Annotated in this window: 29 protein-coding genes and 1 tRNA gene; 6 read left to right on the top strand and 24 right to left on the bottom strand. The window is 70.4% G+C overall.

What is annotated here, in order from left to right; translation table 11 throughout:
- Positions 1-9: 9 nt before the first annotated feature.
- Positions 10-1,005, top strand: a complete 996-nt coding sequence (gene secF, locus FHS87_RS08925; RefSeq protein WP_184516582.1) for a protein translocase subunit SecF — start codon at positions 10-12, stop codon at positions 1,003-1,005.
- Entirely contained in the window at positions 1,002-1,970 is a 969-nt protein-coding gene (locus FHS87_RS08920) for a tripartite tricarboxylate transporter substrate-binding protein (RefSeq protein WP_184516579.1), read from the top strand. The genes secF and FHS87_RS08920 overlap by 4 nt, the downstream gene beginning before the upstream one ends.
- 12 nt (positions 1,971-1,982) lie before the next feature.
- Here FHS87_RS08920 and FHS87_RS08915 read toward each other — a convergent pair whose 3' ends face one another.
- The 19 genes from FHS87_RS08915 to FHS87_RS08825 form a co-directional block, all read right to left on the bottom strand.
- A complete protein-coding gene (locus FHS87_RS08915; RefSeq protein WP_184516576.1) occupies positions 1,983-3,170 on the bottom strand; it encodes an iron-containing alcohol dehydrogenase in 1,188 nt (395 codons plus the stop codon).
- A gap of 65 nt (positions 3,171-3,235) precedes the next feature.
- Positions 3,236-4,339, bottom strand: coding sequence for an ABC transporter ATP-binding protein (locus FHS87_RS08910; RefSeq protein ID WP_184516573.1), 1,104 nt, complete (start codon positions 4,337-4,339; stop codon positions 3,236-3,238).
- On the bottom strand, positions 4,336-5,340 hold the full coding sequence (locus FHS87_RS08905) for an ABC transporter ATP-binding protein (protein ID WP_184516570.1): 1,005 nt from the start codon (positions 5,338-5,340) through the stop codon (positions 4,336-4,338). Before FHS87_RS08905 ends, FHS87_RS08910 begins: the two co-directional genes overlap by 4 nt.
- A complete protein-coding gene (locus FHS87_RS08900) occupies positions 5,331-6,764 on the bottom strand; it encodes an amidohydrolase family protein (protein WP_184516567.1) in 1,434 nt (477 codons plus the stop codon). The genes FHS87_RS08905 and FHS87_RS08900 overlap by 10 nt, the downstream gene beginning before the upstream one ends.
- Positions 6,765-6,814: 50 nt before the next feature.
- Positions 6,815-8,407: an ABC transporter substrate-binding protein gene (locus tag FHS87_RS08895; protein ID WP_184516564.1), complete on the bottom strand. Its 1,593-nt coding sequence runs from the start codon at positions 8,405-8,407 to the stop codon at positions 6,815-6,817.
- Between the two features lie 17 nt (positions 8,408-8,424).
- A complete protein-coding gene (locus tag FHS87_RS08890) occupies positions 8,425-9,309 on the bottom strand; it encodes an ABC transporter permease (RefSeq protein ID WP_184516561.1) in 885 nt (294 codons plus the stop codon).
- Positions 9,309-10,247 carry an ABC transporter permease gene (locus tag FHS87_RS08885; protein ID WP_184516558.1) on the bottom strand — a complete coding sequence of 313 codons (939 nt, stop codon included), beginning with the start codon at positions 10,245-10,247 and terminating at the stop codon, positions 9,309-9,311. Before FHS87_RS08885 ends, FHS87_RS08890 begins: the two co-directional genes overlap by 1 nt.
- A gap of 4 nt (positions 10,248-10,251) precedes the next feature.
- Positions 10,252-11,889 carry an amidohydrolase gene (locus FHS87_RS08880; protein ID WP_184516555.1) on the bottom strand — a complete coding sequence of 546 codons (1,638 nt, stop codon included), beginning with the start codon at positions 11,887-11,889 and terminating at the stop codon, positions 10,252-10,254.
- The gene (locus FHS87_RS08875) at positions 11,886-12,680 is read right to left on the bottom strand and encodes a class II aldolase/adducin family protein (RefSeq protein ID WP_184516552.1); all 795 of its coding nucleotides are present in this window, start codon (positions 12,678-12,680) and stop codon (positions 11,886-11,888) included. The genes FHS87_RS08880 and FHS87_RS08875 overlap by 4 nt, the downstream gene beginning before the upstream one ends.
- A gap of 292 nt (positions 12,681-12,972) precedes the next feature.
- Entirely contained in the window at positions 12,973-13,680 is a 708-nt protein-coding gene (locus tag FHS87_RS08870) for an RraA family protein (RefSeq protein ID WP_184516549.1), read from the bottom strand.
- Positions 13,681-13,774: 94 nt separating this feature from the next.
- On the bottom strand, positions 13,775-14,320 hold the full coding sequence (locus FHS87_RS08865) for a hotdog family protein (RefSeq protein ID WP_184516547.1): 546 nt from the start codon (positions 14,318-14,320) through the stop codon (positions 13,775-13,777).
- Positions 14,321-14,694: 374 nt separating this feature from the next.
- Positions 14,695-15,411 carry a phosphate regulon transcriptional regulator PhoB gene (gene phoB, locus FHS87_RS08860; RefSeq protein ID WP_184516544.1) on the bottom strand — a complete coding sequence of 239 codons (717 nt, stop codon included), beginning with the start codon at positions 15,409-15,411 and terminating at the stop codon, positions 14,695-14,697.
- A complete protein-coding gene (gene phoU, locus FHS87_RS08855; protein ID WP_184516541.1) occupies positions 15,408-16,121 on the bottom strand; it encodes a phosphate signaling complex protein PhoU in 714 nt (237 codons plus the stop codon). The genes phoB and phoU overlap by 4 nt, the downstream gene beginning before the upstream one ends.
- Before the next feature lie 16 nt (positions 16,122-16,137).
- A complete protein-coding gene (gene pstB, locus FHS87_RS08850) occupies positions 16,138-16,920 on the bottom strand; it encodes a phosphate ABC transporter ATP-binding protein PstB (protein ID WP_184517011.1) in 783 nt (260 codons plus the stop codon).
- A gap of 116 nt (positions 16,921-17,036) precedes the next feature.
- Positions 17,037-17,927, bottom strand: a complete 891-nt coding sequence (gene pstA, locus FHS87_RS08845; protein ID WP_184516538.1) for a phosphate ABC transporter permease PstA — start codon at positions 17,925-17,927, stop codon at positions 17,037-17,039.
- A gap of 5 nt (positions 17,928-17,932) precedes the next feature.
- Positions 17,933-18,913, bottom strand: coding sequence for a phosphate ABC transporter permease subunit PstC (gene pstC / locus FHS87_RS08840; protein ID WP_221299715.1), 981 nt, complete (start codon positions 18,911-18,913; stop codon positions 17,933-17,935).
- Positions 18,914-18,967: 54 nt separating this feature from the next.
- Positions 18,968-20,008, bottom strand: a complete 1,041-nt coding sequence (gene pstS, locus FHS87_RS08835; RefSeq protein WP_312861935.1) for a phosphate ABC transporter substrate-binding protein PstS — start codon at positions 20,006-20,008, stop codon at positions 18,968-18,970.
- A gap of 167 nt (positions 20,009-20,175) precedes the next feature.
- Complete coding sequence (locus tag FHS87_RS08830) at positions 20,176-20,604, bottom strand: hypothetical protein (RefSeq protein WP_184516532.1); 429 nt, start codon at positions 20,602-20,604, stop codon at positions 20,176-20,178.
- 14 nt (positions 20,605-20,618) lie between these two features.
- The gene (locus FHS87_RS08825) at positions 20,619-20,921 is read right to left on the bottom strand and encodes a hypothetical protein (RefSeq protein WP_184516529.1); all 303 of its coding nucleotides are present in this window, start codon (positions 20,919-20,921) and stop codon (positions 20,619-20,621) included.
- Between the two features lie 128 nt (positions 20,922-21,049).
- Between FHS87_RS08825 and FHS87_RS08820 the strand changes: the two genes are divergently transcribed.
- Entirely contained in the window at positions 21,050-21,247 is a 198-nt protein-coding gene (locus FHS87_RS08820) for a hypothetical protein (RefSeq protein ID WP_184516526.1), read from the top strand.
- A 41-nt stretch (positions 21,248-21,288) separates the two neighbouring features.
- Here the strand turns inward: FHS87_RS08820 and FHS87_RS08815 are convergent, their stop codons facing one another.
- From FHS87_RS08815 to FHS87_RS08800, 4 genes are all read right to left on the bottom strand, one after another.
- A complete protein-coding gene (locus FHS87_RS08815) occupies positions 21,289-23,031 on the bottom strand; it encodes a sensor histidine kinase (protein ID WP_184516523.1) in 1,743 nt (580 codons plus the stop codon).
- Between the two features lie 42 nt (positions 23,032-23,073).
- The gene (locus FHS87_RS08810) at positions 23,074-23,244 is read right to left on the bottom strand and encodes a hypothetical protein (protein WP_184516520.1); all 171 of its coding nucleotides are present in this window, start codon (positions 23,242-23,244) and stop codon (positions 23,074-23,076) included.
- Positions 23,245-23,282: 38 nt separating this feature from the next.
- Positions 23,283-23,918, bottom strand: coding sequence for a sigma-70 family RNA polymerase sigma factor (locus tag FHS87_RS08805; protein WP_184516517.1), 636 nt, complete (start codon positions 23,916-23,918; stop codon positions 23,283-23,285).
- Positions 23,919-24,022: 104 nt separating this feature from the next.
- Positions 24,023-24,541, bottom strand: a complete 519-nt coding sequence (locus FHS87_RS08800; RefSeq protein WP_184516514.1) for a sigma-70 family RNA polymerase sigma factor — start codon at positions 24,539-24,541, stop codon at positions 24,023-24,025.
- 121 nt (positions 24,542-24,662) lie between these two features.
- On the opposite strand from FHS87_RS08800, the gene FHS87_RS08795 reads away from it, so the two are divergent.
- The 3 genes from FHS87_RS08795 to FHS87_RS08785 all read left to right on the top strand — a co-directional run bounded on the left by FHS87_RS08795 (position 24,663) and on the right by FHS87_RS08785 (position 26,528).
- Complete coding sequence (locus FHS87_RS08795; RefSeq protein ID WP_184516511.1) at positions 24,663-25,379, top strand: response regulator; 717 nt, start codon at positions 24,663-24,665, stop codon at positions 25,377-25,379.
- 317 nt (positions 25,380-25,696) lie between these two features.
- Entirely contained in the window at positions 25,697-25,858 is a 162-nt protein-coding gene (locus FHS87_RS08790; protein ID WP_073136696.1) for a DUF1328 domain-containing protein, read from the top strand.
- A 7-nt stretch (positions 25,859-25,865) separates the two neighbouring features.
- Positions 25,866-26,528: a hypothetical protein gene (locus FHS87_RS08785; RefSeq protein WP_184516508.1), complete on the top strand. Its 663-nt coding sequence runs from the start codon at positions 25,866-25,868 to the stop codon at positions 26,526-26,528.
- A 64-nt stretch (positions 26,529-26,592) separates the two neighbouring features.
- Here the strand turns inward: FHS87_RS08785 and FHS87_RS08780 are convergent.
- A tRNA-Met gene (locus tag FHS87_RS08780) sits at positions 26,593-26,669 on the bottom strand.
- Positions 26,670-26,751 lie beyond the last annotated feature (82 nt).

The following is a 26,751-nucleotide window of genomic DNA, read 5'->3' as shown; positions in this document are numbered from 1 at the left end:
AAGAAACCCATGCCCGGCTTCCTCCGCCCCCTGTTCCGGCTGGTTCCGGACGACACGCGCATTCAGTTCATGCGCGGCCGGATCGCGGGGCTCGTCGTCTCGGCGATCCTCTCCATCGGCTCGGTGATCCTCGCCTTCCATCCCGGGCTGGAGCAGGGGATCGACTTCCGGGGCGGCATCATCATGGAGGCGCGCACCCCGGGCCCGGCCGATCTCGGCGGTCTCCGCGGCGCCGTCTCCGGCCTGAACCTCGGCGATGTCGGCATCCAGGAGTTCGGCGACGCCTCCACCGTCCTCATCCGGCTGCCCGTGCAGGGAGAGGAGGCGGCCACCCAGCAGGCCGTGTCCCGGGTGCGCGGTGCGCTCGAGGCGGCGGCGCCCGGCACGCGCATCCTGCGCACGGAGGCCGTGGGCAACCGCGTCTCGGACGAGCTGTTCACAGGCGGGCTGATCGCTCTGGGCATCTCGCTCGGCGCGATGCTGATCTACATCTGGTTCCGCTTCGAGTGGCAGTTCGCGGTGGGCGCCATCGTCACCCTCATCCTCGACACGACGAAGGTGGTAGGTTTCCTCGCCGTCACGCGGATCGAGTTCAACCTCACCACCATCGCGGCGATCCTGACGATCATCGGCTTCTCGGCCAACGACAAGGTCGTGGTCTATGACCGGATGCGGGAGAATCTGCGCAAGTTCAAGACGATGCCGCTGCGCGAACTGATCGATCGCTCGATCAACGAGACGCTGAACCGCACGCTCGGCACCTCCATGACGCTGTTCCTCTCCGCCCTGCCGCTGGCGCTCTTCGGCGGGGACGCGCTGGCGGGCTTCGCCTGGGTGATGCTCTTCGGCATCGTCGTCTCCGCCTCCTCCTCGATCTTCATCGCTGCACCCATCCTCCTCTTCCTCGGGGAGAACCGGCTGCGGCGCGGCACGGAGGCGGCGGCCAGGCCCGCCGCGCCGCAACCGGCCCGCGCCGGCGGCACGGTCGCGGAACGCCGGGGGTGACCACCCGGCGCGCGCTGCTCGGCGCGCTGGCCCTGGCCGCGGCCGGCGCGCGCGGGGCGGCGGCGCAGTTCTCCATCCCCTACACCCCGGCCGTCGCGAGGCCGCGGGCCGTGACGCTGCTGGTCGGCGCGGCCGGGGGGAGCGCGGCGGACCTCTGGGTGCGCGGCTTCGCCCCCTTCCTGGAACGGCATCTCAAGCGGGTGCAGGTGGGCGTGGTGAACCGCGCCGGCGAGGGCGGGCTGGGCGCGATCCGCGACCTCGCGGAAGCGAAGGGCGACGGGTCCGTCCTGGCCTATGCCGCCACCCCCTTTCTCGTCGCGCGCGTGGTCGAGCGGAATGCCGCGCCGCTGCTCGGCCGGATCCGGCTTCTCGGCACGGTGACGGAGGAGCCCGTCGTCCTGCTCGCCCCGCCGGGGACGGAGCTGGAGGCGCTGCGCGCGCGCGGGGGGAGCCGCCCCCTGGGGCTTCCGCCGCCGGTCAGCGCGGCCTCCATCGCCGCGGCGGAACTCGCGCCGCTCCTGCCGATGGAGCAGCTCCACTTTCCCTCCGCCGCCGCCGCGCGGCAGGCCGCCATCGCCGGCAATGTCGGCGCCGCCCTTCTCACCCTGCCGGAGGCGATCGGGGCGGTGCGGGACGGGAAGCTCGCCGTCCTCGGCATTGCCTCCGCCACCCGCCACCCGCTGCTGCCGGAACTGCCGACGCTGCGGGAGGCTGATCTGCCCGTGGAGGTCGCGCTCCGGCGCGGGATCGCGGCGCCTGCGGGGATCGACCCCGAGGCGGCGGCGCGCCTCGCCCGCGCCATGGCCGCCGCCGTGACCGACCCGGAATACCTCGCCCAGGCGGAGGCGCGCGGCGTCCTGCCGAACCACCTGGGCGCCGAGGCCTGGTCCGCCCTGGCCATGCGGGACCTCGGTGATCTCCGCAGCCGCTGGGAGACCTCTCCCTGGCCGCTCAGCGGCGGCTAGGGCGCGGCCGCTTCAGGCATAGACCTCGCGGTAGAGCGCGACGATCTCCCCGGCATCGGGCACGCGCGGGTTGTTCGCGGGGCTGCCGGAGGCGAGGGCCTGGGCGGCCATGGTCTCCAGCAGCCCGTCCCAGCGGTCCGCCGCGATGCCGTGGGATGCCGGACTGGGCACGGAGAGGTCGCGGTTCAGCGCCTCCAACTCCTCCACCAGCCGGGCGGCGGCGGACTGGTCGCCCTCCCCCTCCCCGGCCACCCCCATGATGCGCGCGGCCTCGGCGTAGCGCGGCAGGGCGGATTGCAGGCCGAAGCGGGTCACGGCCGGCAGCAGCATGGCGTTGGACAGCCCGTGCGGCACGTGGAAATGCGCCCCGATCGGGCGGGACATGCCGTGGACCAGCGCGACGGAGGCGTTGGAGAAGGCGAGGCCCGCGAGCATGGCCCCCCGCATCATCGCCTCCCGCGCTTCCTCGTCCCGCGCGCCGCCCCCGCCGTTCTGGGCATCGGCATAGGCGCGGCGGAGATTCGGCGCGATCAGGCGCATGGCGAGGCGGGCGTAGTCGTCGCTGAACGGGTTGGCCTTCCTGCTGACGAAGGCCTCCAGCGCGTGGGTGAGGCTGTCCACCCCCGTATCGGCCACGGTGCGGGGCGGGACGGTCCAGGTGAGCTGGTGGTCCACGATGGCGGCCAGCGGCAGGGCGCCGAGCCCCGCGATGAGCATCTTCTCGTCATTCGCGGTATCGGTGATGACGGTGAAGCGCGTGGCCTCGCTGCCCGTGCCGGCGGTGGTGGGAATGCAGATCACGGGCACCGCGCCGTTGTTGGCCCCGGCCGGAACCTTGAAGGCGCGGATATGCACCCCCTCCGGCGCGGCCGCGAGGATGGCCATGGCCTTGGCCGTGTCCATCGGGCTGCCCCCGCCGAAACCGATGAGGCAGTCGTAGTCCCCGGCGCGGAAGGCGCGCACGCCCGCCGCCACCACCTCGTCGGTCGGGTCCGGCACGGTCTCGTGGAACAGGCCGGGGGTGATGCCGGCGGCGCGCAGCGGCTCCAGGCACCGCTCGACCGTGCCGGAGGAGGCCATCCAGGGATCGGTGACGACCAGCGGGCGGGAGAGGCCGAGCTGTGCCAGCACCTCCGCCACCTTGGAAACCGAGCCACCGCCGGAGAGGATGAGCCGCGGCGCGAGGAGAGTGACGGTCACGGAAGCGCTTCCCCCATCTGTTCGCGCGCATCCTGCGGCCGGGCCGGCGGCCCGGCAATGGGCTCTCAGGCGGCAGGCACGGGGGCCGGGGTCGGCTCGGCCGTCCGGGACTCCCGCGCCGCGGCGAAGGCGGCGAGGCGGCGCGCGGCGACGGGGGCCAGCCCCGCCCCGGCCTCGGCGTCGAAGCGCGGCAGGTCCTCGGCGAAGTGGCAGGCGCTGGTGTGCCCGGGCGCGATCTCCCGCAGCGGCGGGTCGCTCTCCTTGCAGAGTGGCTGGGCCAGGGGGCAGCGCGTGTGGAAGCGGCAGCCGCTCGGAATGGCGAGGGGGCTCGGCAGGTCCCCGCCCAGCGGCGTGACCGTCCCGCGCCGGGAGGGATCCGGGCGCGGAATGGCGGCCAGCAGCGCACGCGTATAGGGGTGCCGGGGATCGGAGAAGAGCGCGCGCTTCGGCGCCACCTCCACGATGCGGCCGAGATACATCACGGCGACCCGGTCCGCGACGTGCTTCACCACGGCGAGGTCGTGCGCGATGAAGAGATAGGACAGGCCGAGGCGCTGCTGCAGGTCCCCCAGCAGATTCACGACCTGGGCCTGGATCGAGACGTCGAGCGCCGACACCGGCTCGTCCAGCACCACCACCTCCGGTTCCACGGCGAGGGCGCGCGCGATGCCGATGCGCTGGCGCTGGCCGCCGGAGAACTCATGGGGATAGCGGTCCGCGTGGAAGGGGCGCAGCCCCGTCAGCCGCAGCAACTCGACCACGCGCTCGCGGCGGGAGGCGGCGCTGCCGATGCCGTGGACCGCCATGGGCTCGGCGACGGCGTCCGCGACCGTCAGCCGCGGGTTGAGGCTGGCATAGGGATCCTGGAAGACGATCTGGAGGTGCCGCCGCAGGGCGCGCAGCCGGGCACCGCCCACCTCCGTGACGTTCTGGCCCTTGAAGAGGATGTCGCCGGCGGTCGGCTCGATCAGTCGCATGACGACGCGCGCGGTGGTGGACTTGCCGCAGCCGCTCTCCCCCACCAAGGCGAGGGTCTCCCCGCGGTTCAGCGCGAAGGAGACGCCGTCCACCGCGCGCACGGCGCCAACCTGGCGCGAGACGATCAGCCCCTTCTTCACAGGGTAGTGCTTGGCGACGCCCACGGCCTCGAGAAGCGGCGCCTCGGTCATACCAGGCACTCCACCACCGCCTCGACCGGCGCGCGGATGCAGGCCGCCTGGTGGCCGGGGGAGAGCTCTCGCAAAGGGGGGTCCTTCTCCGTGCAGGCACGGATGGCAAAGGGGCAGCGGGGATGAAAGCGGCAGCCCTGCGGCAGGGCGAAGGGCGGGGGAACGCTGCCGTCGATGGAGAGCAGGCGCTCGCGGTCCTCCTCGATGCGCGGGATGCTGCCGAGGAGACCGATCGTGTAGGGGTGCTGCGGGTCCTCGAAGATGTCGCGCGCGGTGCCGCGCTCCACCACGCGGCCGGCATACATCACGGCGACCTCGTCGGCCATTTCCGCCACCACGCCGAGATCGTGGGTGATGAGGATGACGGACATGCCCGTCTCCGCCTGGAGGTCGCGCAGGAGGTCGAGGATCTGCGCCTGCACGGTGACGTCGAGCGCGGTGGTAGGCTCGTCCGCGATGAGCAGGCGCGGGCGGCAGGCGAGCGCCATCGCGATCATCACGCGCTGGCGCATGCCGCCCGAGAGCTGGTGCGGGTACTCCCCGAAGCGCCGCTCGGGCGAGGGGATGCGCACGCGGCGCAGCGCGTCGATAGCGCGCTTGCGCAGCTCCGCCTCGCTCGCCCCGGCGTCATGGGCGCGCATGGCCTCGACGATCTGGTCCCCGACGGTGTGGACGGGGTTCAGGGAGGTCATGGGCTCCTGGAAGATCATCGCGATCCCGGCGCCGCGCACGGCCCGCATCCCGGCAGGGGTAAGGCCGGTGAGGTTGATGTCCTCCAGCAGGACGCGCCCCGCGCCTACCCGGCCGGGGCGTGGCACCAGCCCCATGATCGAGAGGGAGAGCATCGACTTGCCGCATCCGCTCTCGCCCACGATGCCGAGCGTCTTGCCGCGCGGCACCTCCAGGCTCACGCCATCCACCGCCGCGATGTCCCCGGCGCTGGTGGAGAAGAGGGTGCGGAGGCCCTCGACGCGGAGGAGCGGCGCGTTGCTCACGCCCATGGGAAGCTCGGCGGGCTGATGGCCTCCACCGGGCGATGCGCCCAGTCCTGCGAGGGGGCGCTGTCGAGCACGCGCTTCTGCGCCTCGTGCAGCTCCGCCGCCGCGGCCTCGTAGTCCATGGTCAGCACCATCCCGTCCTTCACGACGAGCTGCCCGTCCACATACACGTCCCGCAGCGCGCGGTCCCCGGCCGCGTAGACGAGGCTGCGCACGGGATCGCGGCCCGGGCGCATCATGGGGTGCTCCGCATTCACCAGCACGATGTCGGCGCGGCATCCCGCGGCGAGGCGGCCGATGTCCTCGCGCCCGAGCGCGCGGGCGCCGCCGATCGTCGCGGCGTCGAAGATCTCGGTCGTCGTGACCGCCCGTGGATCGGTAGCCTGGGTGCGGGCGAGATAGCCGACGAGCCGCATCTCATCGAGCATGTTGTGGGGATAGGTGTCGGTCCCCAGCCCCATGTTCACGCCCGCGCGCTTGTAGCGGCCGAAGTTCTTCATGGTGATGCCGCGGCGCGCGAAGACGGTCGGGCAGTGCGCGACCGTCGTTCCCGTCTCCGCCAGGCGGGAGAGGTCGGTGCTCGTGTGCCAGGGCGTGGAGGGATGGTCGTCGAGGAAGATGCCGTGGCCGATGATGGCGCGCTCGTTCAGCAGCCCCATGCTGTCGAGCCAGCCGATGGGGGTGTAGCCGTGCCGCCGGGTGATCTCGTGGAACTCCACTACCGACTGCGCCGCGTGGATCTGCCAGGAGAGGCCGCGCGCCGCCGCCTCCTGGCTGCTCTCGCGCAGCAGTCCGGGGGCGCAGGTGTCGATCTGCGCGGGCACCACCATGCCGAAGAGGCGGCCGCACTCGTGCTGCTGCGCGCGGTCGACGAGTTGCAGCGCCTCGGCCATCGCCTTCTCGCCGGCGGCCTCGTCCCACTCGTACTCCACCACATGGCCGTTCTTCGTGTACCAGCGGGCGGAGCGGAACATGGGCGCCACGCAGACGCGCATGCCGGATCCCGCCAGCAGGTCCAGCCAGCCCGGATGCGCCATGGAGAGATCCGCGACGGTGGTGACGCCAGAGAGCAGCAGCTCGCTCAGCGCCACGCGCACGCAGCTCGGCACCGCGCCCGAATCCGCGCGGAAGATCGGCATGTACTCGTAGAGAGACGAGTTGTAGAGCCCGGGCGAGCCGATCTCGTCCAGCAGCCCCTTGTTCATGGGCTCGCTGGAGGGGTGGGAGTGGATGTTCACCAGCCCCGGCATAACCATCAGTCCGCGGCCGCCGACCTCCTCCTCCGCCGGGCCGGTATAGCCGCGGCCGACATAGGTGATGATGCCGCCCTCGAAGGCGATGTCGGCGCCGGTGAGATAGACGTGGCGCTTTGCCGAGGCGTCCCAGGCAACGACAACATCGGCGTCGCGGATAACGGTGGTGGTCATGGCTCGTCCCCCAGATGGGTGGGCGGCGGTGCCGCCGCCCCTGCCCGGTCTCAGCGTGTCAGGCGAATGTCGAGGCCCTTGTAGAGGCCGACGCCGTAGATGCCGTGCGGCCGCGCGCCCTCCGTCCGCTGGGAGGAGGCGAGCCAGAGCTGCTCGCGGGCCAGCGGCACCCAGACATTCTGGCTCACGATGCGGCGCTGCGCCTCGGCGATGGCCTGGCTCCGCTCGCCCTCCGTCAGCGCGGTCTTGGCCTGGCGCAGCAGGCGGTCGGTCTCGGCGTCCGTCCAGTTCATGCGGTTCGGCGTCGGCTTGTTGGCGCTGTCGAAGTACAGGGCGAAGCCGTCCGTCGCGGAGATATAGGGATAGGACATGACGAAGGCGTCGAATTCCTGCGTCGCCAGCTTGCCCCAGCCCACCGTGGCGTCCCAGAGCTGGACGCGCATCTCCACGCCCACGCGGCGGAGATCCGCCTGCATCGCCTCGGCCATGCGGCGCCACTCGGCCGTCTGCAGGCCGTAGAGGAGGAAGGAGGCGCGCTGCCCGTCCTTCTCGCGCACGCCGTCCGCACCGGGCTTCCAGCCGGCCTCGTCGAGCACGCGGCGGGCCTCATCGGCGTTGAACTGCGGCACCATCTTCGCGGCCTCGGCGTCGTAGCCGGTGACGCGGGGGTTCAGATAGGCATCGGCCGGATCGGCCGCGCCGAAGAAGGTGGCCTGCACCACGGCGCTGCGGTTCACGGCCAGGTTGATCGCGCGGCGCACCGCGGGGTCGCTCACCACGGGCTTGTCCACCTTGAAGCCCATGAAGAAGTCCCAGAAGTAGTTCTCCTGGCGCGCCAGCTTCACGGTCGGGACGTTGCGCAGGCCCTGGATCGCGAATTGCGGGACATACTGCGTCACGTCGCCCTGGCCGGACTGCATGGCCGCCAGCCGCGTGTTCGCCTCGGGGATGACGCGCCAGATCACCCGCTCCACCTGCGGCGAGGGGTTCTGGTAAATGGGCGGGCCCCACCGGTAGTTCGGGTGGCGCTGCAGCACGAAGTCCTGGCGCGGCGACCAGGAAACCCAGCAATAGGGCCCGGTGCCGTTGAAGCCCTGCACGCCGAAATTCGCGCCCAGCTTCTCGACCGTGGCCTGGTCCACGACGGAGGCGAAGAAGAGGGTGAGCTGGTAGAGCAGCTCGCCATAGGGCTCCTTCAGCTTGTACTCGACGGTGTAGTCGTCCACCGCCACCACGTCGTCCACCGGGCCCGCGCGCCAGCGCACGGGGGAACGGGTGGCGGGATCGACCCAGCGCTTGATGGTGTAGGCGACGTCGCGCGCGGTAAAGGGCTTGCCGTCGCAGAAGGTGACGTCCCGGCGGAGCTTGAAGGTGTAGGTCTTGCCGTCCTCGGAGACGGTCCAGGACTCCGCCAGCCCCGGGCGGATCGTCTTCTGGTCCCAGTCGAGCGAGACGAGCGTGTCGCTCATCATGTACACGACCTCGCCCGCGCCGCGCGCGGTGGAGCGGGGCGGATCGTAGTTGTCCGCGTCGATCTCGCGCAGCACGACGAGGGTGTTGCGCGGCGCCGCCTGGGCCAGCGCCTCGGCCGCGGGCGCCGCGGCGCCCATGGCCACCATGCCGGCAAGAAGCCACTTCTTCATCGTCCTGTCCCTCTCTGTCACGCGCGGAGCCGGGGGTCGAGCGCGTCCCGCAGTGCGTCCCCCAGCACGTTGAAGGCGAGCACCACCGCGAAGATGGCGACGCACGGGATCACCGCGATATGCGGCGCGAAGAACAGGAAGTTGCGCCCGTCGCTCGCCATGGCGCCCAGCTCCGGCGTCGGCGGCTGCGCGCCGAGGCCGAGGAAGGAGAGCGCGGAGCCCAGCAGGATCACCTGCCCGAAGCGCAGCGTCGCGAAGACGAAGATGGAAGAGAGGCAGTTCGGCGCGACGTGGCGGAGGATGATCCGCGCATCCGACATGCCGGTCGCCCGCGCCGCCTCGATGTAGTCCAGCCCCATCACCGCGAGCGCGGAGCCGCGCACGATGCGCGCCATCAGCGGCACGGTGGCAACCGAGAGCGCCAGCACCACCGCCGGGATGCCGGGGCCGAAGATCGCCGCCAGCGCCAGGCCGAAGAGGATGGCGGGGAAGGAGAGCATCACGTCCATCAGCCGCATGATCAGCCCGTCCACCCGCCGGTAGAACGCCGCCGTGAATCCGAGCAGCGCCCCGATGCCTCCGCCCAGCAGCACCGAGGCGAGCCCCATGAGCAGGGTGATCCTGAGCCCGTAGAGCAGGCGCGTGACGAGGTTTCGCCCCTGCGCGTCCGCGCCCAGGGGCAGCCCGGGCGAGCCGGGGGCCTGCATGGCGACGGCGAGGTCGTTGTCATAAGGGTCGGTCGGCGCCAGCACCGGCGCGAGGGCGGCCGCCCCGATCATCAGCAGGACGAGCAGCAGCGAGATGGCCGCCGCCGGCTCCCGCAGCAGCCGCGCCAGCGTTCCCGGCCGCTTCGGCGGCGCGGCTTCGGCGGGGAGGGTCGGTGTTTCCAGCGCCGCGCTCATCAGCTCCGCATCCGGGGATCGAGGGCGGCGTAGAGGACGTCCACCACCAGGTTGATAAGGATAAAGCCGAGGGAGAGGACGATGATCGTGCCCTGCGCCATCGGGAAGTCGGCCGAGAGGATCGCGCCCACGGCCAGCCGCCCCACGCCGGGCCAGGAGAACACCGTTTCCGTCACGACCGCGCCGCCGAGGAGGAAGCCGATCTGCAAGCCGATCAGCGTGACGACGGGGATCAGCGCGTTGCGCAGCGCGTGGCGCGTGACGACGCGGAACTCGCCCAGCCCCTTCGCCCGCGCGGTGCGGACGTGTTCCACGCCCAGCACGTCGAGCACGGCCGTGCGCGTCATGCGCGCGACGGGGCCGATGAAGGTGCCGCCGAGGGTGAGCGCGGGCAGGAGGATGCCTTTCAGCCCCTCCTCGCTCCAGAGCGGGCCGCTGCGCCCGGTGAAGGGCAGCAGCTGCAGCTTGAAGCCGACATACCAGATCAGCAGCAGGCCGAGAAAGAAGACCGGGATGGAGCCGCCCGCCACCGCGAAGGCGGTGATGATCCGGTCCACCAGCCGCCCGCGCCAGTAGGCGCCGGCCGTGCCGAGCGCGATGCCGATCGGGATGGACCAGATGAGGCTCGCGAACATCAGCTCCAGCGTCGGGCCGACCGTGCTCGCCAGCTCCTGCACCACCGGGACGTTGTTGATGATGGAGACGCCGAGATCCCCATGCGCTAACCGCCAGAGATAGAGGCCGAACTGCTCGTAGAGCGGCCGGTCCAGCCCCATGTCGCGGCGGATCGCCGCGATCACGTCGGGCGTGGCGGAAGGGCCGGCGCGCACCAGCGCCGGGTCGTTCGGCACGACCTGCATCAGCAGGAAGCCCACCAGCACCACCCCGAACAGGACGGGGATGGCCATCAGCAATCGCTGGACGGCGTGGCGGCCCATCCCGTCAGGCCGCCGCAGCGCGCAGGGCGCCGTGCCGGTCGAAGATCGGCTCGCCGCCGCGCAGGGTGAGGTCGGCCTCGACCGCCAGCAGTTCCTCGGGCGGGATGGCGAAGATATCGCGCGACAGCACGGCGATGTCGGCCTGCATCCCCGGCTCCAGCGTGCCGCGCCGGCCCTCGGCGAACTGCGAGTGCGCCCCGCACCAGGTGTAGCAGTGGACGGCCTGCTCCATCGTCAGCGCTTCCTCCGGCCCCAGCACCGTCCCCTTGTTCGTCCGGCGCGTGACCATGGTGAAGAGATTCGCGAAGGGGTCCACCGAGCAGACGGGGCAGTCGGTGGAGGCGGCGGGATTGTGCCCCTCCTCCAGCCAGGTCCGCATGGGATAGGCGGCCTCGGCCCGCGCCTGGCCGAGATTGCGGACGTAGAGATCGCCGAACTCGTACATGAAGGAGGGCTGCGGCACGGGGATGATGCCGTGCGCCTTCATGCGCGCGCGCTGGCCCGCGTTGAGGAAGCCGCAATGCTCGATCCGGTGGCGGCGGCCGGCGAGCGGCGCCTCCTCCGTGTCCGCCTTCTCCATCCCCACCAGCACCTGCTCGATTGCGGCATCGCCGATGGCGTGGATGTCGAGCTGCCAACCCTGGCGGTGGTAGAGGGCGAGGAGGCGGTGGATCGTCTCGTCGGGGAACATGAACATCCCCGTCCCGCCCCCGGCGCTCTCCAGATAGGGCTCGAAGAAAGCGGCGGTCAGGCCACCGGCCGACCCGTCCCCGAAGACCTTCACGGCGCCCCAGGCGAGCATGTCATGCGTGTGGTCCGGGCGAAGCCCCTCGTTCCAGGCGGCTTCGGCGATGCCCTCGGGATTGCCGGCCAGGACCTGCCACATGCGCTGGATGAGGCGCCCTTCGGCCAGCGCGCGGCGGTAGGCGGCGATCTCGTTCAGCCCCGCGGTCATGCCGACATTCATGTCGGAGGCGCTGGCGAAGCCGCGGGCCGCGAGGTCGTGCCCCGCCGCCTCGATCGCGGCCACCATCGCGTCCTCGCTCGGCAGCGGGATGGAGTCCACCACCAGCCGCATGGCCCGTTCCTGGAACAGGCCGGTGAGCTCTCCGCCGCGCCGCTCGATCGCCCCGCCCTCGGGGTCCGGCGTGTTGTGGCCGACGCCCGCGGCCCTGATGGCGGCGGTGTTGGCGACGGACATGTGGCCGCAGGTGCGCACGATATGGACGGGATTGTCCGGCGAAACCCGGTCCAGCTCCTCCGCCGTGGGGTGCCGGCCGACATCGAGCGCGCCGTGGTCGTAGCCGCGGCCGAGCACCCAGGCGCCCTTCGGGACCTTCCGCGCCGCCTCGCCCACGCGGCGCAGCAACTCGTCCAGCGTCGTCACCTGCTCGGCGCGCAGGTTCACCTGCGAGAGGGCAAGGCCGTAGGGGAGGAGGTGCATATGGGCCTCGTTGAAGGCCGGGATCGCCACCCGCCCCGCAAGGTCCACCCGCCGCGCGCCGTTCGGCGCGGCCCTCTCCACCTCCTCCGCCGGGCCGACCGCGGCCACGCGCCCGTCCTGGACCAGCAGGGCCTCGGCGAAGCCGCCGGAGAGGCCGCGGAAGATGCGGCCGCCGGTGATGAGAAGAGGCGCGCTCAAGACCGCCAGTCCCTCCCCTGCCCCTCGATCAGCGCGAGGGAGGATTCCCAGGAGAACTGGGCATGGGCGAGGCTCGTCGGGCTGTTGAACTGGGCGGCGGTCTTCAGCCTGACCTCCTCGGGCGGGAAGACCAGCTCGGCGCCGCCGGCCAGCGCGGCCACCTGCGCCTGGCAGGCGCGCTCGAGGTAGTAGATGGCGTTCCAGGCCTCGGGGATGGTGCGGCCGCCCACCAGCAGCCCGTGGTTCAGGAGGATCATCGCCTTGTTGGTGGGGCCGAGATCCGCGATCAGCCGCTCCCGCTCGTCCAGGTCGAGCGCGATGCCCTCATAGCCGTGATAGGAGAGGTGGCCGTAGAACTTCAGCGCGTGCTGGCTGATTGGCAGCAGCCCGTGCTTCTGGCAGGACACCGCGATCCCTGCGGCGGTGTGGGTGTGGACCACGCAGCTCAGATCCTCCCGCGCCATGTGGATGGCGGAGTGGATGGTGAAGCCGGCCGCGTTCACCTTGCGGGAGGCGGGCTCGTCCTCGAGCACGTTGCCGTCGAGGTCGATCTTCACCAGGTCGCTCGCGCGCATCTCGTGGAAGAGCACGCCGTAGCGGTTGATGAGGAAGTGGTGCTCCGGCCCCGGGATGCGCGCTGAGATGTGGGTGTAGATGAGGTCCGTCATCCGGTGGTGAGCCACCAGCCGGTAGAGCGCCGCGAGGTCGCAGCGGATCGACCATTCCTCGGCGCTCATGCCGGCGGGCGCATCGCCGGCCCCGCCCAGGCCCGGCTTGGTGGAGACGTTCATCGCGGGGTCCTCCGTGCCCGAGGATGGTTCCCCCGGCACGGCAGGCCGTCAACCCGGATATCGTATATCTTCGCCAGCCCAAGGCGTGGCCGGGAACGCGAGCGGCCCGTCCGGTGCGCAGCCTGCCCTCGGATTGGGCGCACCCGGCCCATCGGGCGCGGCCCGGGGGCCGGGCGCCCTCCCCTCCTCCCGGCCGGTCAGGCCGGCTTGCGGAGGATCCACTTCGGACCCTTCATTGGCAGGTTCAGCCCGCAGACGGCCGCCGGGGTAAGAACGAGGGACGCGACCTCGCTCAATGGATCTCATCCGCCCGGGCGAGCGCCTCGCGCAGCGCCGCCACCGTGAAGTCGCGGGAGGCGCAGAGGTCGAGGATCACCTTCTCCCGGCGGGAGAGGAGCTCGATTGCCGCCGGGATCTTTGTAACCGCGTCGTGCGGGATCACCACCGCCCCGTGGCGGTCCGCATGCACCACCGCGTCATGGTGGCAGGCCATGCCGTGCACCGAGACCTCCTGCCCGTACTGCACGATGTGGACATAGGCGTGGGAAGGGTTCACCGCGCCGGCGATGAGCTGGAACCCCGTCGCCAGCATGTCGAGGTCGCGGATCGAGCCGTTGGTCACGCAGCCCAGCGCCCCGATCGCCTTGTGGACGTTCGTGTTCACCTCGCCCCAGAAGGCGCCGGTGCCCGGCGTGTCGTCGAGGTCCTGGAGCACCACCACGCTCGGCATGGCGGCGTCGGCGACATACTCGTACCAGCCGATGCGGGCGGCGCGGTCCACCTCCTTTGCCCGGCCCGAGGGCGCGGCGGCGCGGATGGTGCCCGTGCGCGCGAGGCCGCAGATCGGCGGCAGAGTGGTCGAGGCCGGCACGAGCGGGCGGAGGGTGAAGCCGTGCCCGCGCCGATGGGGGGCGACCATCTCCAGGGCGTTGCAGATCGTCGGCGTGTCCCAGGCGCGAAGGGCCTCGAGATCCGCGGCGGTAAAGGGATATTCGGGCATGCTTTCTCCTGGCTCCTCCCGCGGGAAGCCCCTCCGGGCTCGGCGCGAGGCCCCAGCATCGCCGGGCGAGAGGCGGAGGGCAAACCCGGACGAGCTATCCCCCCAGGCGCCGCCGCCCCGCGCCTCCCCCGTGAAGGGGGCGGAAGACGATGCAGAGGTTGTCCAGCAGGGCGACGGGGCGGCCGTCGAGCAGGATCGTGGCATCGGCCGAGAGGCGCTGCCCCCCGCGGGCGATCCGCCGGAGGTCGAGACGGTACTCGATCCGCCCGGTTTCGCCGACGACCACGGGCATGCGCCGCAGCCGCCCGGGCCGCACGGCCTCCGCCCTCCCCTGGAACCCGAGCCAGAGGCCGTAATGGGCGAGCAGGCGCAGGACGACCTCGAGGTCCTCGGCCGTGCCGCCCGTGCCGTCCACGGCCGAGACGGCACGGACCGCCCCCAGCCCGTGCCGCCCGTCCTGCATGCCGAGGGTGAGGATCGCTCCTGGCCCCTCCCAGCACGGTTCCGGCGGGAAGGCGAAGGCCTGCCCGGCCTCATCCATCTGGAGGAAGTTGTCGTTGGAGCCCGCGATGCCCTGGGGAACGCCCACGCCGTCCCTCGCGCATATCGCCGTCACGAGGGAGGAGAGTCGGTCGGGCATGACGCGGTTACCCTACGAGGTTTCCCCACAATTATTCACGATGGCGCGATCCCTGACATCCTCAAAAATGAGGGCTGCGTCCCGAAAGTTGCAGTTTGTCAAGTCGAACGATGCGCCAGGGCGGGAAGCATCGTTCCTTTCCAAGTCTCTAGCACAGGGGAAGTGCCTGAAAGGCTCTCCGCGGACTGCGGATGGGGCGCGGCCGCTTTTCCCGCTTCCGGGCGGGTAGGCCCATCCCGGCTGCCGGCAGTGGCAAAAGCGCCGTAGCGGCGCGGTGCTGATGCGAGCGCCGGGCTCGTCCTCGGCCCAGGCCGGACTACCCGGGAGCTGGGCAGCCACTCCCTGTCGAAAGCGCGGAGCGTGAGGCGGCCGGACTAGCTCTCCGTGTCCAGCGCGTAACCGGCGCTGCGGACCGTGCGGATCACATCCGTGTCGTGGTCACCGTTCACCGCCTTCCGGAGGCGGCGGATATGCACGTCCACCGTGCGCAACTCCACATGGATGTCGCGCCCCCAGACGGCATCCAGCAACTGCTCGCGCGAGAAGACACGCCCGGGGTGCTGGAGGAAGAACTCCAGCAGGCGGTACTCCGTCGGCCCGAGATGGAGGGTGCGGCCGCCGCGCGTCACGCGGTGCGCGTCCTGGTCCATCGCGATATCCTGCCAGGACAGCACCCCTTTCGGCGTCGGCCCGGTCGCGCGGCGCATCACGGCGCGAATCCGCGCCAGAAGTGCCTCGATGGTGAACGGCTTGCCGATATGGTCGTCCGCCCCGGTGTCCAGGGCGCGGACGGCGTCCGCCTCCTCGGTGCGGGCGGTGACCATGATGATGGGCAGGTCGCGCGTGTCGGCCCGGCGCCGGAGCTGGCGGCAGACCTCGAGGCCGGACATGGCGGGCAGCATCCAGTCCAGCAGCATGAGGTCGGGCTTGGACTCCGCAACCCGGATCAGCGCCTCGGGGCCGTCCGTCGCCTCCTCCACCCGGAAGCCCTGCTTTTCCAGGTTGTAGCGAAGCAGCGTCAGCAGCGGCGCCTCGTCCTCCACCACCAGGATGGTCGGGCGCTGGTTGTCGGGGAGGCTGCCGATCCTCATGCCGTCGGCCCGAGATAGGGGGGCACCTCGGCCGAGATGTCGGCCTTGGGCCGGTCCTCCGGCAGCACCGCGCCCCGCACGGCGTAGTGCACGGTCTCCGCGATGTTCGTCGCGTGGTCGCCGATCCGCTCGAAGTTCTTCGCGATGAAGAGCATGTGCGTGCAGGCCGTGATGTTGCGGGGATCCTCCATCATATGCGTCAGCATCTCGCGGAAGATGCCGGTGTAGATGTCGTCCACCGGCGCATCGGCGGCCCAGACGCGCTCGGCCAGGTCGGCATCGTCCCGCACGAAGGCGTCGATGCTGTCCTTGAGGTTGCGCTGCACGAGCTGGGCGAGCCACTGGAAGCCATTCACGCCCCCCATGAAGGGCTGGCCGGAGACGATGATGGCGCGCTTGGCGACGTTGCGGGCGTAGTCGCCGATCCGCTCGATGTCCTGGCTGATCTTCAGCGCGGCCACGATGAAGCGGAGGTCGCTCGCCATGGGCTGCCGCAGCGCGAGGAGGCGCACGCAGAAGGAGTCGACCTCGCGCTCCAGCGCGTCGATCGGGGCGTCCCGGCCCACCACCTCCCCGGCCATCTCGGCATCGCGCCGCACCAGGGCATAGGCGCAGTCGGCCACCTGCCGCTCGGCCAGCCCGCCCATCCGGGCGATCAGCTCCCGCAGGCGGCGGAGCTCTTCCTCATAGGACTTCACGATATGGTCCATCCTTCTCGCCTCCCGCTCAGCCGAAGCGGCCGGTGATGTATTCCTGCGTGCGCTTCTGCCGCGGCGCGGTGAACAGCTCGGCGGCCGGCGCCACCTCCACCAGCTCGCCGAGGTAGAAGAAGGCGACCTGGTCGGCGCAGCGCGCGGCCTGCTGCATGTTGTGCGTGACGATCGCGATGGTGAAATCGCGCTTCAGCTCGTCGATCAGCTCCTCGATCTTGAGGGTGCTGATGGGGTCGAGCGCGGAGGTCGGCTCGTCGAACAGGATCACGTCCGGGCGCACGGCGATCGTGCGCGCGATGCAGAGCCGCTGCTGCTGCCCGCCCGAGAGGCCCATCGCCGAGGAGTGCAGCCGGTCCTTCACCTCGGGCCAGAGGGCGGCGCGGGTCAGCGCCCACTCCACCCGCTCCTCCATCTCCGCGCGGGAGAGCTTCTCGTGCAGGCGGATGCCGAAGGCGATGTTCTCATGGATCGTCATCGGGAAGGGCGTGGGCTTCTGGAAGACCATGCCCACCTTCGCGCGCAGGGCGTTCAGGTCCTGGTCGGGATGGATGATGTTCTGCCCGTCCAGCATCACCTCGCCCTCGGCGCGCTGGCCGGGATAGAGGCTGTACATGCGGTTCAGCACGCGCAGCAGCGTGGACTTGCCGCAGCCCGAGGGACCGATCATCCCCGTCACCTGCCGGTCCGGGAGGTCGAGGCCGATGCCCTTCAGGGCCTTGTTCGTGCCGTAGTAGAAATTGAGGTCGCGGATCGCGATCCGGGCGGGGCCGATCCGCGCCCCGGAGCGCGCCGCCATGCCGCCGAAGCTCCCCTGCACCACGCCCTGCGGCGGCAAGGCCTGCTGCGCGGGCGGCGGGACGGAGGGCGCCTGGGCGGAAGCAGCGGCTGGGATGTTCTGGCTCATGATGTTCCCTATCGGCGCGCGCGCAGGACGGCGCGGGCCAGTATGTTCAGGCCGAGCACGCCGAGGGTGATGATCAGGGCACCGGTCCAGGCGAGGGTGATCCAGTCCTCATAGGGGGAGCCGGCATAGGAGTAGATGGTGATGGGCAGGCTCGACATGGGCTGGGCGAGGCTCAGGGACCAGTTGAGGTTGCCGAGCGAGGTGAAGAGGAGCGGCGCCGTCTCCCCGGCCACGCGGGCCACCGCCAGCAGCACGCCGGTGATGATGCCGGACAGGGCCGCGCGCCAGCAGACGAGCACGATCATCTTCCACTTCGGCGCGCCCAGCCCGATCACCGCCTCGCGCAGCGTGTTCGGGATGAGGCGCAGCATGTCCTCGGTGGTGCGGACCACTACGGGGATCACGATGATGGCCAGCGCCACCACTCCCGCCCAGCCGGAGAAGCCGCCGAAGGGCAGGACGAGGATCTGGTAGACGAAGAGGCCGATCAGGATCGAGGGAGCGGAGAGCAGCACGTCCGACACGAAGCGGACGACGGTGCCGAAGCGCGAGCCGCCCGCATACTCCGCGAGATAGGTGCCGACGAGCAGCCCGATCGGCGTGCCGACGAGGGTGGCGAGCCCGACCTGGATGAGGCTGCCGATGATCGGGTTCAGCAACCCGCCCCCCGAGCCCGGCGGGCGCGTGACATCGGTGAAGACGCGGAGCGAGATCCCACCCGCGCCCTTCACCACCAGCGTCGCGAGGATGGAGGCGAGGAAGACCAGCCCGAGGATGGTCGCCGCCGTGCAGAGGAAGCGGACGACCGCATCGGTCCGCGCGCGGCGGCGCCCGAGGGCGATGGAGGCGCGCTCGTCCTTCGGGCGGCCAGGGATGGAGGAGGTGGTGGTGGCGGACATGGGTTTCAGCCCTTAAGCCGCGAGCGCAGCAGCCAGCGCGAGAGCGCGAGGACGCCGAAGGAGATGACGAAGAGAAGGAAGCCGAGCGCGAGCAGCGAGGAGAGCTTCAGGCTGCCCGCCGCGCTCTCCCCGAACTCCAGCGCGACGATGGAGGCGATGGTGTTGCCCGGCCCGAAGAGGGAAGCGGTGATCCGGTTCGCGTTGCCGATCACAAAGGTGACGGCCATCGTCTCGCCCAGCGCGCGGCCGAGGCCGAGCATGATGCCGCCCACGACGGAAACCCGGGTGTAGGGCAGCACGACGCGCCGCATCACCTCCCACCGCGTGGAACCCAGGCCATAGGCGCTCTCCTTGAAGACGCCGGGAACCTGCAGGAAGACGTCCCGCATCGTGGCGGCGATGAAGGGCAGCACCATGATGGCGAGGATGAGCGCCGCGGTGAAAAGCCCCGTGCCGAAGGGCGGCCCTTGGAAAAGGCTGCCGATCACGGGCAGCTCTCCCACCGTGTCGATGATGGCCGGCTGGATCGTGCCCGCCATCAACGGGACGATGACGAAGAATCCCCACATGCCGAAGATGATCGAGGGCACGGCGGCGAGCAGCTCGATCGCGGTGCCGACCGGCCCCCGCATCCATTCCGGCGCCAGCTCCGTCAGGAAGAAGGCGATGCCGAAGGCGAGCGGCACGGCCATGAGAAGGGCGAGCACGGCGGTCAGGAGCGTGCCGTAGACCGGCACCCCCGCGCCGTAGACGTCCTGCACCGGATCCCATTCGGTGGAGGCCAGGAAGGCGGTGCCGAAGGCGCGGAAGGCGGGCAGCCCCCCGAGGAACAGCTCGATGATAATGGCGCCGAGCAGCACGAGCACCAGCGCTGCCGATGCGCGGCAGAGCGCGGCGAAGACCGCGTCACCCGCCCCGCTGCCGCGCCGCGTCGCCGGGCGTGCCGGGGCGGAGGGAAGGGCTTCGGGGATGGCAACCTGGGCCAAGCATTCCTCCTGGGGCAGTGGGTCGCCCGGCGGCGTGCCGCCGGGCGGTTCGGATCAGCGCGCGGGCCAGGCCGGCTGGCCGTTCACCTGGACCCCGGCCCAGGCGGCGCGGACCGCGGTCTGCACGGCCTCGGGCAGCGGGATGTATTCCAGCTCGCGCGCCGCGGCGCCCCCATTGGTGTAGGCCCAGTCGAAGAAGCGCATCACCGCGCGGGTGCGATCGGCATCCGTCGGGTTGGTCGGCAGCAGGATGAAGGTGGGCGAGACGATCGGCCAGGAGGCATCGCCGCCCTGGTCGATGATGCTCGCCGCGAAGCCCGGCACGCTCCAGTTCGCGCTGGAGGCCGCGGCCTGGAAGCTCTCCATGCTCGGGTGGACGAACTTGCCGGCCTTGTTGCGCAGCTGCGCCGCGGCCAGCTTGTTCTGCGAGGCGTAGGCGTTCTCGACATAGCCGATGCCGCCGCGTGTGTTCCGCACGGTGCCCGCCACGCCCTCATTGCCGCGGGCGCCGGCGCCCGTGCCCCAGCGCACCGAGGTCCCGGCGCCGACCTTGTCCTTCCACTCGCTCGAAACGGCGGCGAGGTAGGAGGTGAAGACGAAGCTCGTGCCCGAGGAGTCCGCGCGGTAGACCGGCGCGATCGCCAGGTTCGGGAGGGTGACCCCGCTGTTCATCTCGACGATCCGGGGATCGTTCCACTTCGTGACCTTGCCGAGATAGATGTCGGCGAGCAGTTCGCCGGTCAGGCGGAGCTGGCCGTCGGCGACGCCGGGGATGTTCACGATGGGAACCACCGCGCCCATCACCGTCGGGAACTGCATCAGGTTCCCCTCGGTGAGCTGCTGCTGCGAGAGCGGAGCGTCGGAGGCGCCGAAATCGACCGTGCGGTTGCGGATCTGGTTCACGCCCGCGCCCGAGCCGACGGACTGGTAGTTCAGCTGCAGCCCGGCCGCCTTCGCGCCCTCGCCCCAGCGCTGGTACACCGGATTCGGGAAGGACGCGCCGGCGCCCGTGATCGTGGCGGGCTGCGCGAAGGCCAGGGTCGGGGCGACGGCGAGAGCGACAAGGCCCCCGAGAGCGAGGCGACGATGGATCACCGAGAGGTCTCCGCAAGTTCGGCCGGACCCTTCGGCCGGCGCGGGCCTTCTAGGAGGGTGCGGCGTCATCTCGATTGCGGTTTTATGACAGATCGATGACAGGCCTGCCTCACGAAAAAGGGCACCTCCCTTCGGAGGTGCCCCTCGTAGCCTTCACTCGACCCCGGTCAGGCGCGCCGGCCGCCCCGCAGCTTCGGCCAGAGCGCCGCGAGGACGATCCCGCCCAGTGCCATCAGCGGCCCCGCCTTCGTGGTGAACCCGCTGATGGCGGACTGCGCCGCGCCGGTCAGGGCCACGTTGCGCACCGCCTGTGCCTCCATCTCCTCCCGCGCCGTGGTGTGGCGGGATGCGAGGAGGACGCAGATGCCGGCGAGGACGAGATCTACCACCAGCACGATGAGCGCCGAGGCAATCGGGCCGAAGCTGCTGCGGGCGACGTACCAGCCGAGCACGTGCAGCATCACGAAGGCGGCGAGGCCCATGAGCCCGGCCGCGGCGTAGAAGGCCATCCGCGTCGCGGTGGCATTCGCCCGCGCCTTGAGGCGGCGGCCTTCCGCCTGCGCCGCCATTCCGACCAGGCTGAAGGTCCGCAGCATCCCCCGCCCCCCTCTCAGCGCCCGAGGATGCGCGCGAGGATGTAGCCCACAGCAGCGGCGATGAGGATCGACTGGGCCGGGCGCTCGCGCACGTGGTCGGTCACCTGCTCGTACTGGACCTGCGCCGTGTCGGCGGCACGGGCGGCATAGCCCTCGGCGACATTCACCGCCTGGGACAGGTACTTCTGCCGGTCAGCGTAAAGTTCCTCGACCTGCTTGCGCAGCGCGGCGATCTGCTCGCTGGCGCTCGCCGCGGCATCGTTCACGGCGGTCGCAGCATCGTCGACGGTCTTGCCTACTTCAGTGTTCGCAGCCATGGATCCCTCCTCAGGAACGTCTCTGTCCCCACGGCAACGCCGCCCCGGCGGGCCGGTTGCGGTGCAATGACAGTGCCTTCGAGCCGGGCTTCCGCACGGAGAAACCAGCCATCGGAACTCGCGTTCTGGTGGTGCAGGCCGGCTTTGCCGGCTTCGAGGAGGAACGGGCGATGCGGGTCGGTCGGATTGCGATGATGGTCCTCCTCGCCGCGCTGATCGCGGCGCCCGTCGCCTACGCCCAGCTCAGCGGCGTCCTCGATGGCGCAGAGCTGCTCATGGCAGCCTTCGGCCCTGGGGAAACCGAGATGGCCTCCATCGCCCGCTGATTCTGCCCTTTCCTGAAGGGGTTCGAGAGGACGCGTCCTCGCTAGCGTCCCAGGGGGCGGGGTGCCGGGTTCTCGCGGACGGGGAAGCGCACCGTCCAACTCGTTCCGCCCGGTTCTCCCTCCACGCGCCCACCAACCAGCGTGCCGCCGAGCTGCTTGGCGAAGCCCTCCATTAGCTGGAGGCCCAGTCCGCGCGGCCGCGTCTTCCGGTCGGGAAGCCCGATCCCGTCGTCCCGCACCAGGAGCGTGACCTCTTCGCCCTCGGCCGAGATGCTGGCCCAGACGGTGCCGCGGGCCTCGTCCGGAAAGGCGTGCTCCACCGCGTTGCCGACGGCCTCGGTGACGAAAAGGGAGAGCGAGACGGCCTGGTCGGTCGAGATCGCGATATCCGCCACGTCCAGCTTGAGGGCGAGCCGCTCGCCCGGCGCCTCGTTGTGGGAGGCGAATTGCTGGTTCGCCAGCTCGGTCAGGAAGGGCTGGAGCGAGACCGCCTCGAAGCTGTGCTGCATGTAGAGATGGCGGTGGAGCGTGGCCAGCGCGCGAACCCGGTTGCGGGCGGCCAGGAACTCCTCGGCGGCGGCGGGGTCGGCGATGCGCCCGGCCTGCAGGTTGAGCAGCGAGGAGACGATCTGGAGGTTGTTCTTCACGCGGTGATGGATCTCGCCCATCAGGGCGTCGCGTTGCTCGAGCGCGGCCCGGAGATCCGCCTCGCGCCGGGTCAGCGCGGCAGCGGCCTCGCTGAAGGCCTGCTCGACCGCCCTCACCTCCCGCGGCTCCGTCCCGGCCGGGCTGACGCGAAACGGGTTGCCCGGCCGCCATCCGCGCACCCTGGCAGAGAGAAGGCGCAGCGGGCGCACCATGGCGAGATCGGCGCCGACCACGATCGCGGCGAGGCAGGCGATCAGGAAGGTCGCCAGCTCCATGATGCGCTGGAGAAGGATGGCACGGGCCGCCTCTCGCACCGCCGCGACGGGACGGCCGACCACGAGGCTCAGGCCTGAATTGAGGCGCGCCCCGGCGAAGGCGATCGCTCCGCCTCGCCCCTCGATGCCCGGCCCTCCCTCCTCGATCCGCGCGAGGACGGCGCTGTCCAGCACGGGGGTGGGGCGCCCGTCGGCACGGCCGGGGGAGACGATGTGGTCTGTGCGGTCGATCAGCCAGACCAGGTGGTCGGGGATGCTCCCCTCGCCGGGCAGGGCGGCATAGTCGCGGAGGAGCAGGACGCCGATGATGGCCCAATCGCCCGTCTCACCGCCGGCCGGCAGGGCGATCGGCAAGCCGGCCGGCCGCCCCGCCGTGGCCGGGAGGAAAGCGCCATAGACCGTGCGGCGGCCGAGGATCGCCTCGCGCGCGAGGGCCTCCGCATCCACCCCGGCCGGCAGGGTGCCGCAAAGAGGCGGCTGCCCCGGCCGGATCACCGCAAGGTGGGAGATCTCGTTCGAGTGGAGCTCGATGGTCTGGCTGAAGGCGGTGGTGCAGCGCCCCTCGGCGCTCAGCCGAGGATCCTGGCGGGCCAGGGTCGCGAGGACCGATTCCGAGATGCCGAGGGCCACGCCGTAGCGAGAGGCCACCAGCGTGCGGAGCGTCTCCACCTCCCGCCGGCCGTCCTCCAGTGCGCCCTTATAGTCCTGGACCGAGTTGCCGATGGCGATGGAGGCGACGGGGATGCCGGCCACCATCAGGAGCACGATCATCCGGCCGCGAATGCCGCCGAGGATCGAGGCGAGCCGGAGCCTCAGAGACCCCCTCCCCTCCTTCTGCACCACGGATGTGGGACCTTCCATCGGTCGCGCGCTGGACAGTACCGAATCGTCCGGCACCGCCTTTCAGCCCTGTCCGCGGTCCTGCTCGATCAACCGCAGAAGCTCCTCGGGAATGGGCTCGCGCATCACGTCGTCGAACAGGTCGTGCAGGCCGCGCTGCAACCAGAGATCGAAGGCGCTTTCGGGCGCGGCTTGGCCGCGCCCGTTCGCAACACCCGGTCCGGGCTTTGCCATCGGCCCTGATTTTCCCTTGGGCTTACCTTCGTCCATTCTCAGACAGGGGTCGCGTGCCCCATTCCCGAATCACTCGCCAGAGTAGAGCGACGCGACGCGCGAGGGGAAGAGGCGGACTTGCGGGTGGTGGCCGGAGCCTCCACGCCCCGCTCCTCGCCGGTCAGCCAGCGCTGGAGGGTCTGGCGGGCGCGGAACACGCGGCACTTGGCGGTGCCCACGGCGCAGTCCATCGCGGCAGCCACTTCCTCGTAGGACATGCCCTGGACCGTGACCATCACGAGCGCCGTGCGCTGCTCGGCCGGCAGCCGGGAGAGGTGGCCGCGCAGCTCGCGCATCACCAGGCTGTCCTCCTGCGCGCCGGGGCGGGCGAAGGCGCTGCTCGGCACGTCGTCGATGTCGGTGGTCTCGCGCTTGCGGCGCACGTCGGAGATGAAGCGGTTGCGGAGGATGCGGAACATCCAGGCGCCGAAGTTCGTGCCCGGCGTGAAGCTGTCCTTCGCGGCGAGGGCCGAGGTGACCGCGGCCTGGACGAGATCATCCGCATCGGCGCGGTTACGGGTCAGCGCGAGAGCCTGGACGCGGAGACGCGGGAGGGTGGTGACGAGCAGCTTGTGGAAATCCGCCACGCTATGGGTCGGGCGGGCGGCGATCGGCGTCTCAACGGTCTGGGTCATCTGAGCAATCCCCTCTTCTCTAACTTCACCCGACCAATGCGCCGCCCCGGAATCCGGTTACCGCCTCCTGGATCACGAAAACGGCAGAGGCCGCGCAGAGGCGATCAGGATGCCTCCTCGCCTTCCCCGCCCTCCTCTTCACCGCTGCTGTACCGGACCGCGAGCGCCTTGCGCGCGCGCGAGACGCGCGCCTTGAGAGTTCCGACCTGAATGCCCGCGACCCGCGCCGCATCCTCGCTTGAGAAGCCGAGCGCACCGACGAGAACGAGCGCCTCCTGCTGCTCGCGCGGCAGGCGGGTCATGGCGCGCGCGAGGCCCATTACCTCCATCCGGTGCTCCTGGCCCGCCGGAATCCCTTCCTCCACCGACACCTTATCCAGCGCGCGTTGTCGTGCGGCAGCGCGGCGTCGGTTCTCGAACCACGCATTGCGCAGGATGGAGAAGGTCCAGGCCTTCAGGCTGGTCCCCGGCTGCCATTGCGCCTCGTTGCGGAGCGCACGCAACAATGTGTCTTGCACGAGATCATCGGCTGCTGCCGGATCACGCGAGAGAAAACGGGCGAAGGCCCGTAGATCGGGGAGAAGCCGTGTCAGGGCCGGGCGGAAATCCTGGTCGTTCGTCATGCACCCGGCTGAGAAAGAGCCGCGCCCCGTATCGACGCGGGGCGCGGCGGACCCATGTAAGAGCCCCGGACGATGCTGTCATGACGGCGGCGCCTTCCGGGGCGGCGGAGGAATATCACGGATGAATGCTGCGACGCAGGGGGAGTTGCTTCGTACCCTGCCCTTCGCCCGGCGCTATGCCCGGGCCCTGATCGGCGGCCAGGAGCGCGGCGATGCCCTTGTGGCACAGGCCCTTCGCGCGGGATTGCCGACCGATGTTCCGGGCCCGCTCGCCTTGTTCGCCGGCGTCAGCCGCCTCGTTCCCGACAGCCCGGGCGAGCACATCTCCGCGAAGCAGCGCCAGTTGCTCCTCCTGACCTCGCTCGAGGACCTGTCGCTCACGGATGCGGCGCTCGTGGTCGGTCTTCCACTGACAGAAGCGCGCGAGAGGCTCGAGACGGCGCGCCATGCCCTGCGGGCCGTGGCTGCCACGGACATCATGGTGATCGAGGACGAGCCCATCATCGCCATGGACATCCGCCAACTCGTGGAGAGCTGCGGCCACAACGTTGTCGGCATTGCGAGCGGTGAGGCTGAGGCGGTTGGCATGGCGCGCGAGCTGAAGCCCGGCCTGATCCTGGCCGACGTCAATCTCGGCCCTGGGGGCGACGGTATCTCCGCCGTGCAGCGCATCCTACAGGAGCAGAACACGCCCGTGATCTTCGTCACGGCTTATCCCGAACGGCTTCTGACCGCAGAGCGGCTCGAGCCCGCTTTCATCATCAGCAAGCCTTTCGAGCCCGTGGCACTCGCGATCGCGACTTATCAGGCCGTCTCCGGCGGCGTCTCGATCGATTGAGAGCCTTCGGTAGCTGGGTCCAGGCCAGCTTCTCGTGTCCAGAACCAGGGCCCGCCTCCTTGCGGGCCCTGCAGTAAAGTACAATTCGGAGGAAAGTGGCGCCAAGGGCGCTTTGCTCGCTACTGCCCTTGCAGCATCGGCAATGCCCGTGAGCGGTCCGAAGGCACTTCGGCGACTGCCGGAAAGACGGGCATTGCGCCGGATTGGAGCACTTTGAAACGCCCTGTGTAGCACGTGGAACACGCGGCGTTGCGGGCGGGCAACCCGCCCTTCGATCCTACGTTCAGGGACCATCTATCTACTCAAGGAATCCAGAGATGCTCTACTGGACCGTCATATTCCTGATCATAGCACTCGTGGCCGGCGTGCTCGGTTTCGGAGGCGTGGCTTCCGCGGCCAGCGGCATTGCCAAGGTCCTGTTCGTTATCTTCCTCGTGCTTTTCCTCGTTTCCCTCGTGGCAGGTCGTGGCTGGATCTGAAACTCCGATGCGCCGCCGGGCGGTGCTGCTAGCCGGTCTCGCGTCCCTGGTGACGGTAGGGCCGGCATTCTCTCAGGGCAGTACTCCAACCTCGCGCTTCTGGTTCGATCCGACCCAGCTGCCGTCCTTCAACGGCGTGGTGGAGCGCTATCTCCTGACGCCGGAGGGCAAGACAGACCGGCTTCTCTTCCGAGAGGGACCGCAGGTTCTTTTCCCCGAGCATGTTGCTGACGAGATAATGGCGGCTGTGCCGACGGGGCAGCCGATCGTCGTCTACGGAATTCGTGCGCGACGTGCGCCGGTCATCACCCTTCTCGCTTGGGCAAGAGAAGGGGAGAACCAACCTCATTTCGTAGATCGCCCGAGCTGGACCTTTCCGGAGTACCGTGCTGCCGATGAGCGGCTCCAGGTCTCGGGAACGGTGCGTGCTCCGCTGTACACGCCGCAGGGTGACATTATCGGGGTCGTCCTCGACGAGGGTGTCGTCGTGCGCCTTCCAGCAGGGGTCGCCGTCGCCTTGGCAGAAAAGCTGAACGTTGGGAAACCCTTGGCAGCATCTGGGCGCGGAGCCGTGGTGCCAAATCGCGGTAGGGCCATCGACGCAGATCGGCTCGGCGACTCGTTGGAGAGGCTTGAGCCGCTTCCTGCGCCGGTCGAGCGCGCACGCTGAACGCCCAAACAGCACAAAGCCCCGACGGGCGATGCCTGTCGGGGCTTTGTGGATGGGATGTATTTGGATGCGGGGACAGGATTTGAACCTGTGACCTTCAGGTTATGAGCCTGACGAGCTACCGGGCTGCTCCACCCCGCGTGGGTGATGTATCCGTTTTTTGATCCGGTCTGGTGGCCTGGCGCCGACCGACTCTCCCGCGCCTTAAGACGCAGTACCATGG

Source organism: Muricoccus pecuniae, from assembly GCF_014199205.1.
Taxonomy (GTDB): Bacteria; Pseudomonadota; Alphaproteobacteria; order Acetobacterales; family Acetobacteraceae; genus Roseomonas; species Roseomonas pecuniae.
Note: the sequence above shows the minus strand (reverse complement) of the source record. Positions and strands in the feature narration are given on the sequence as shown.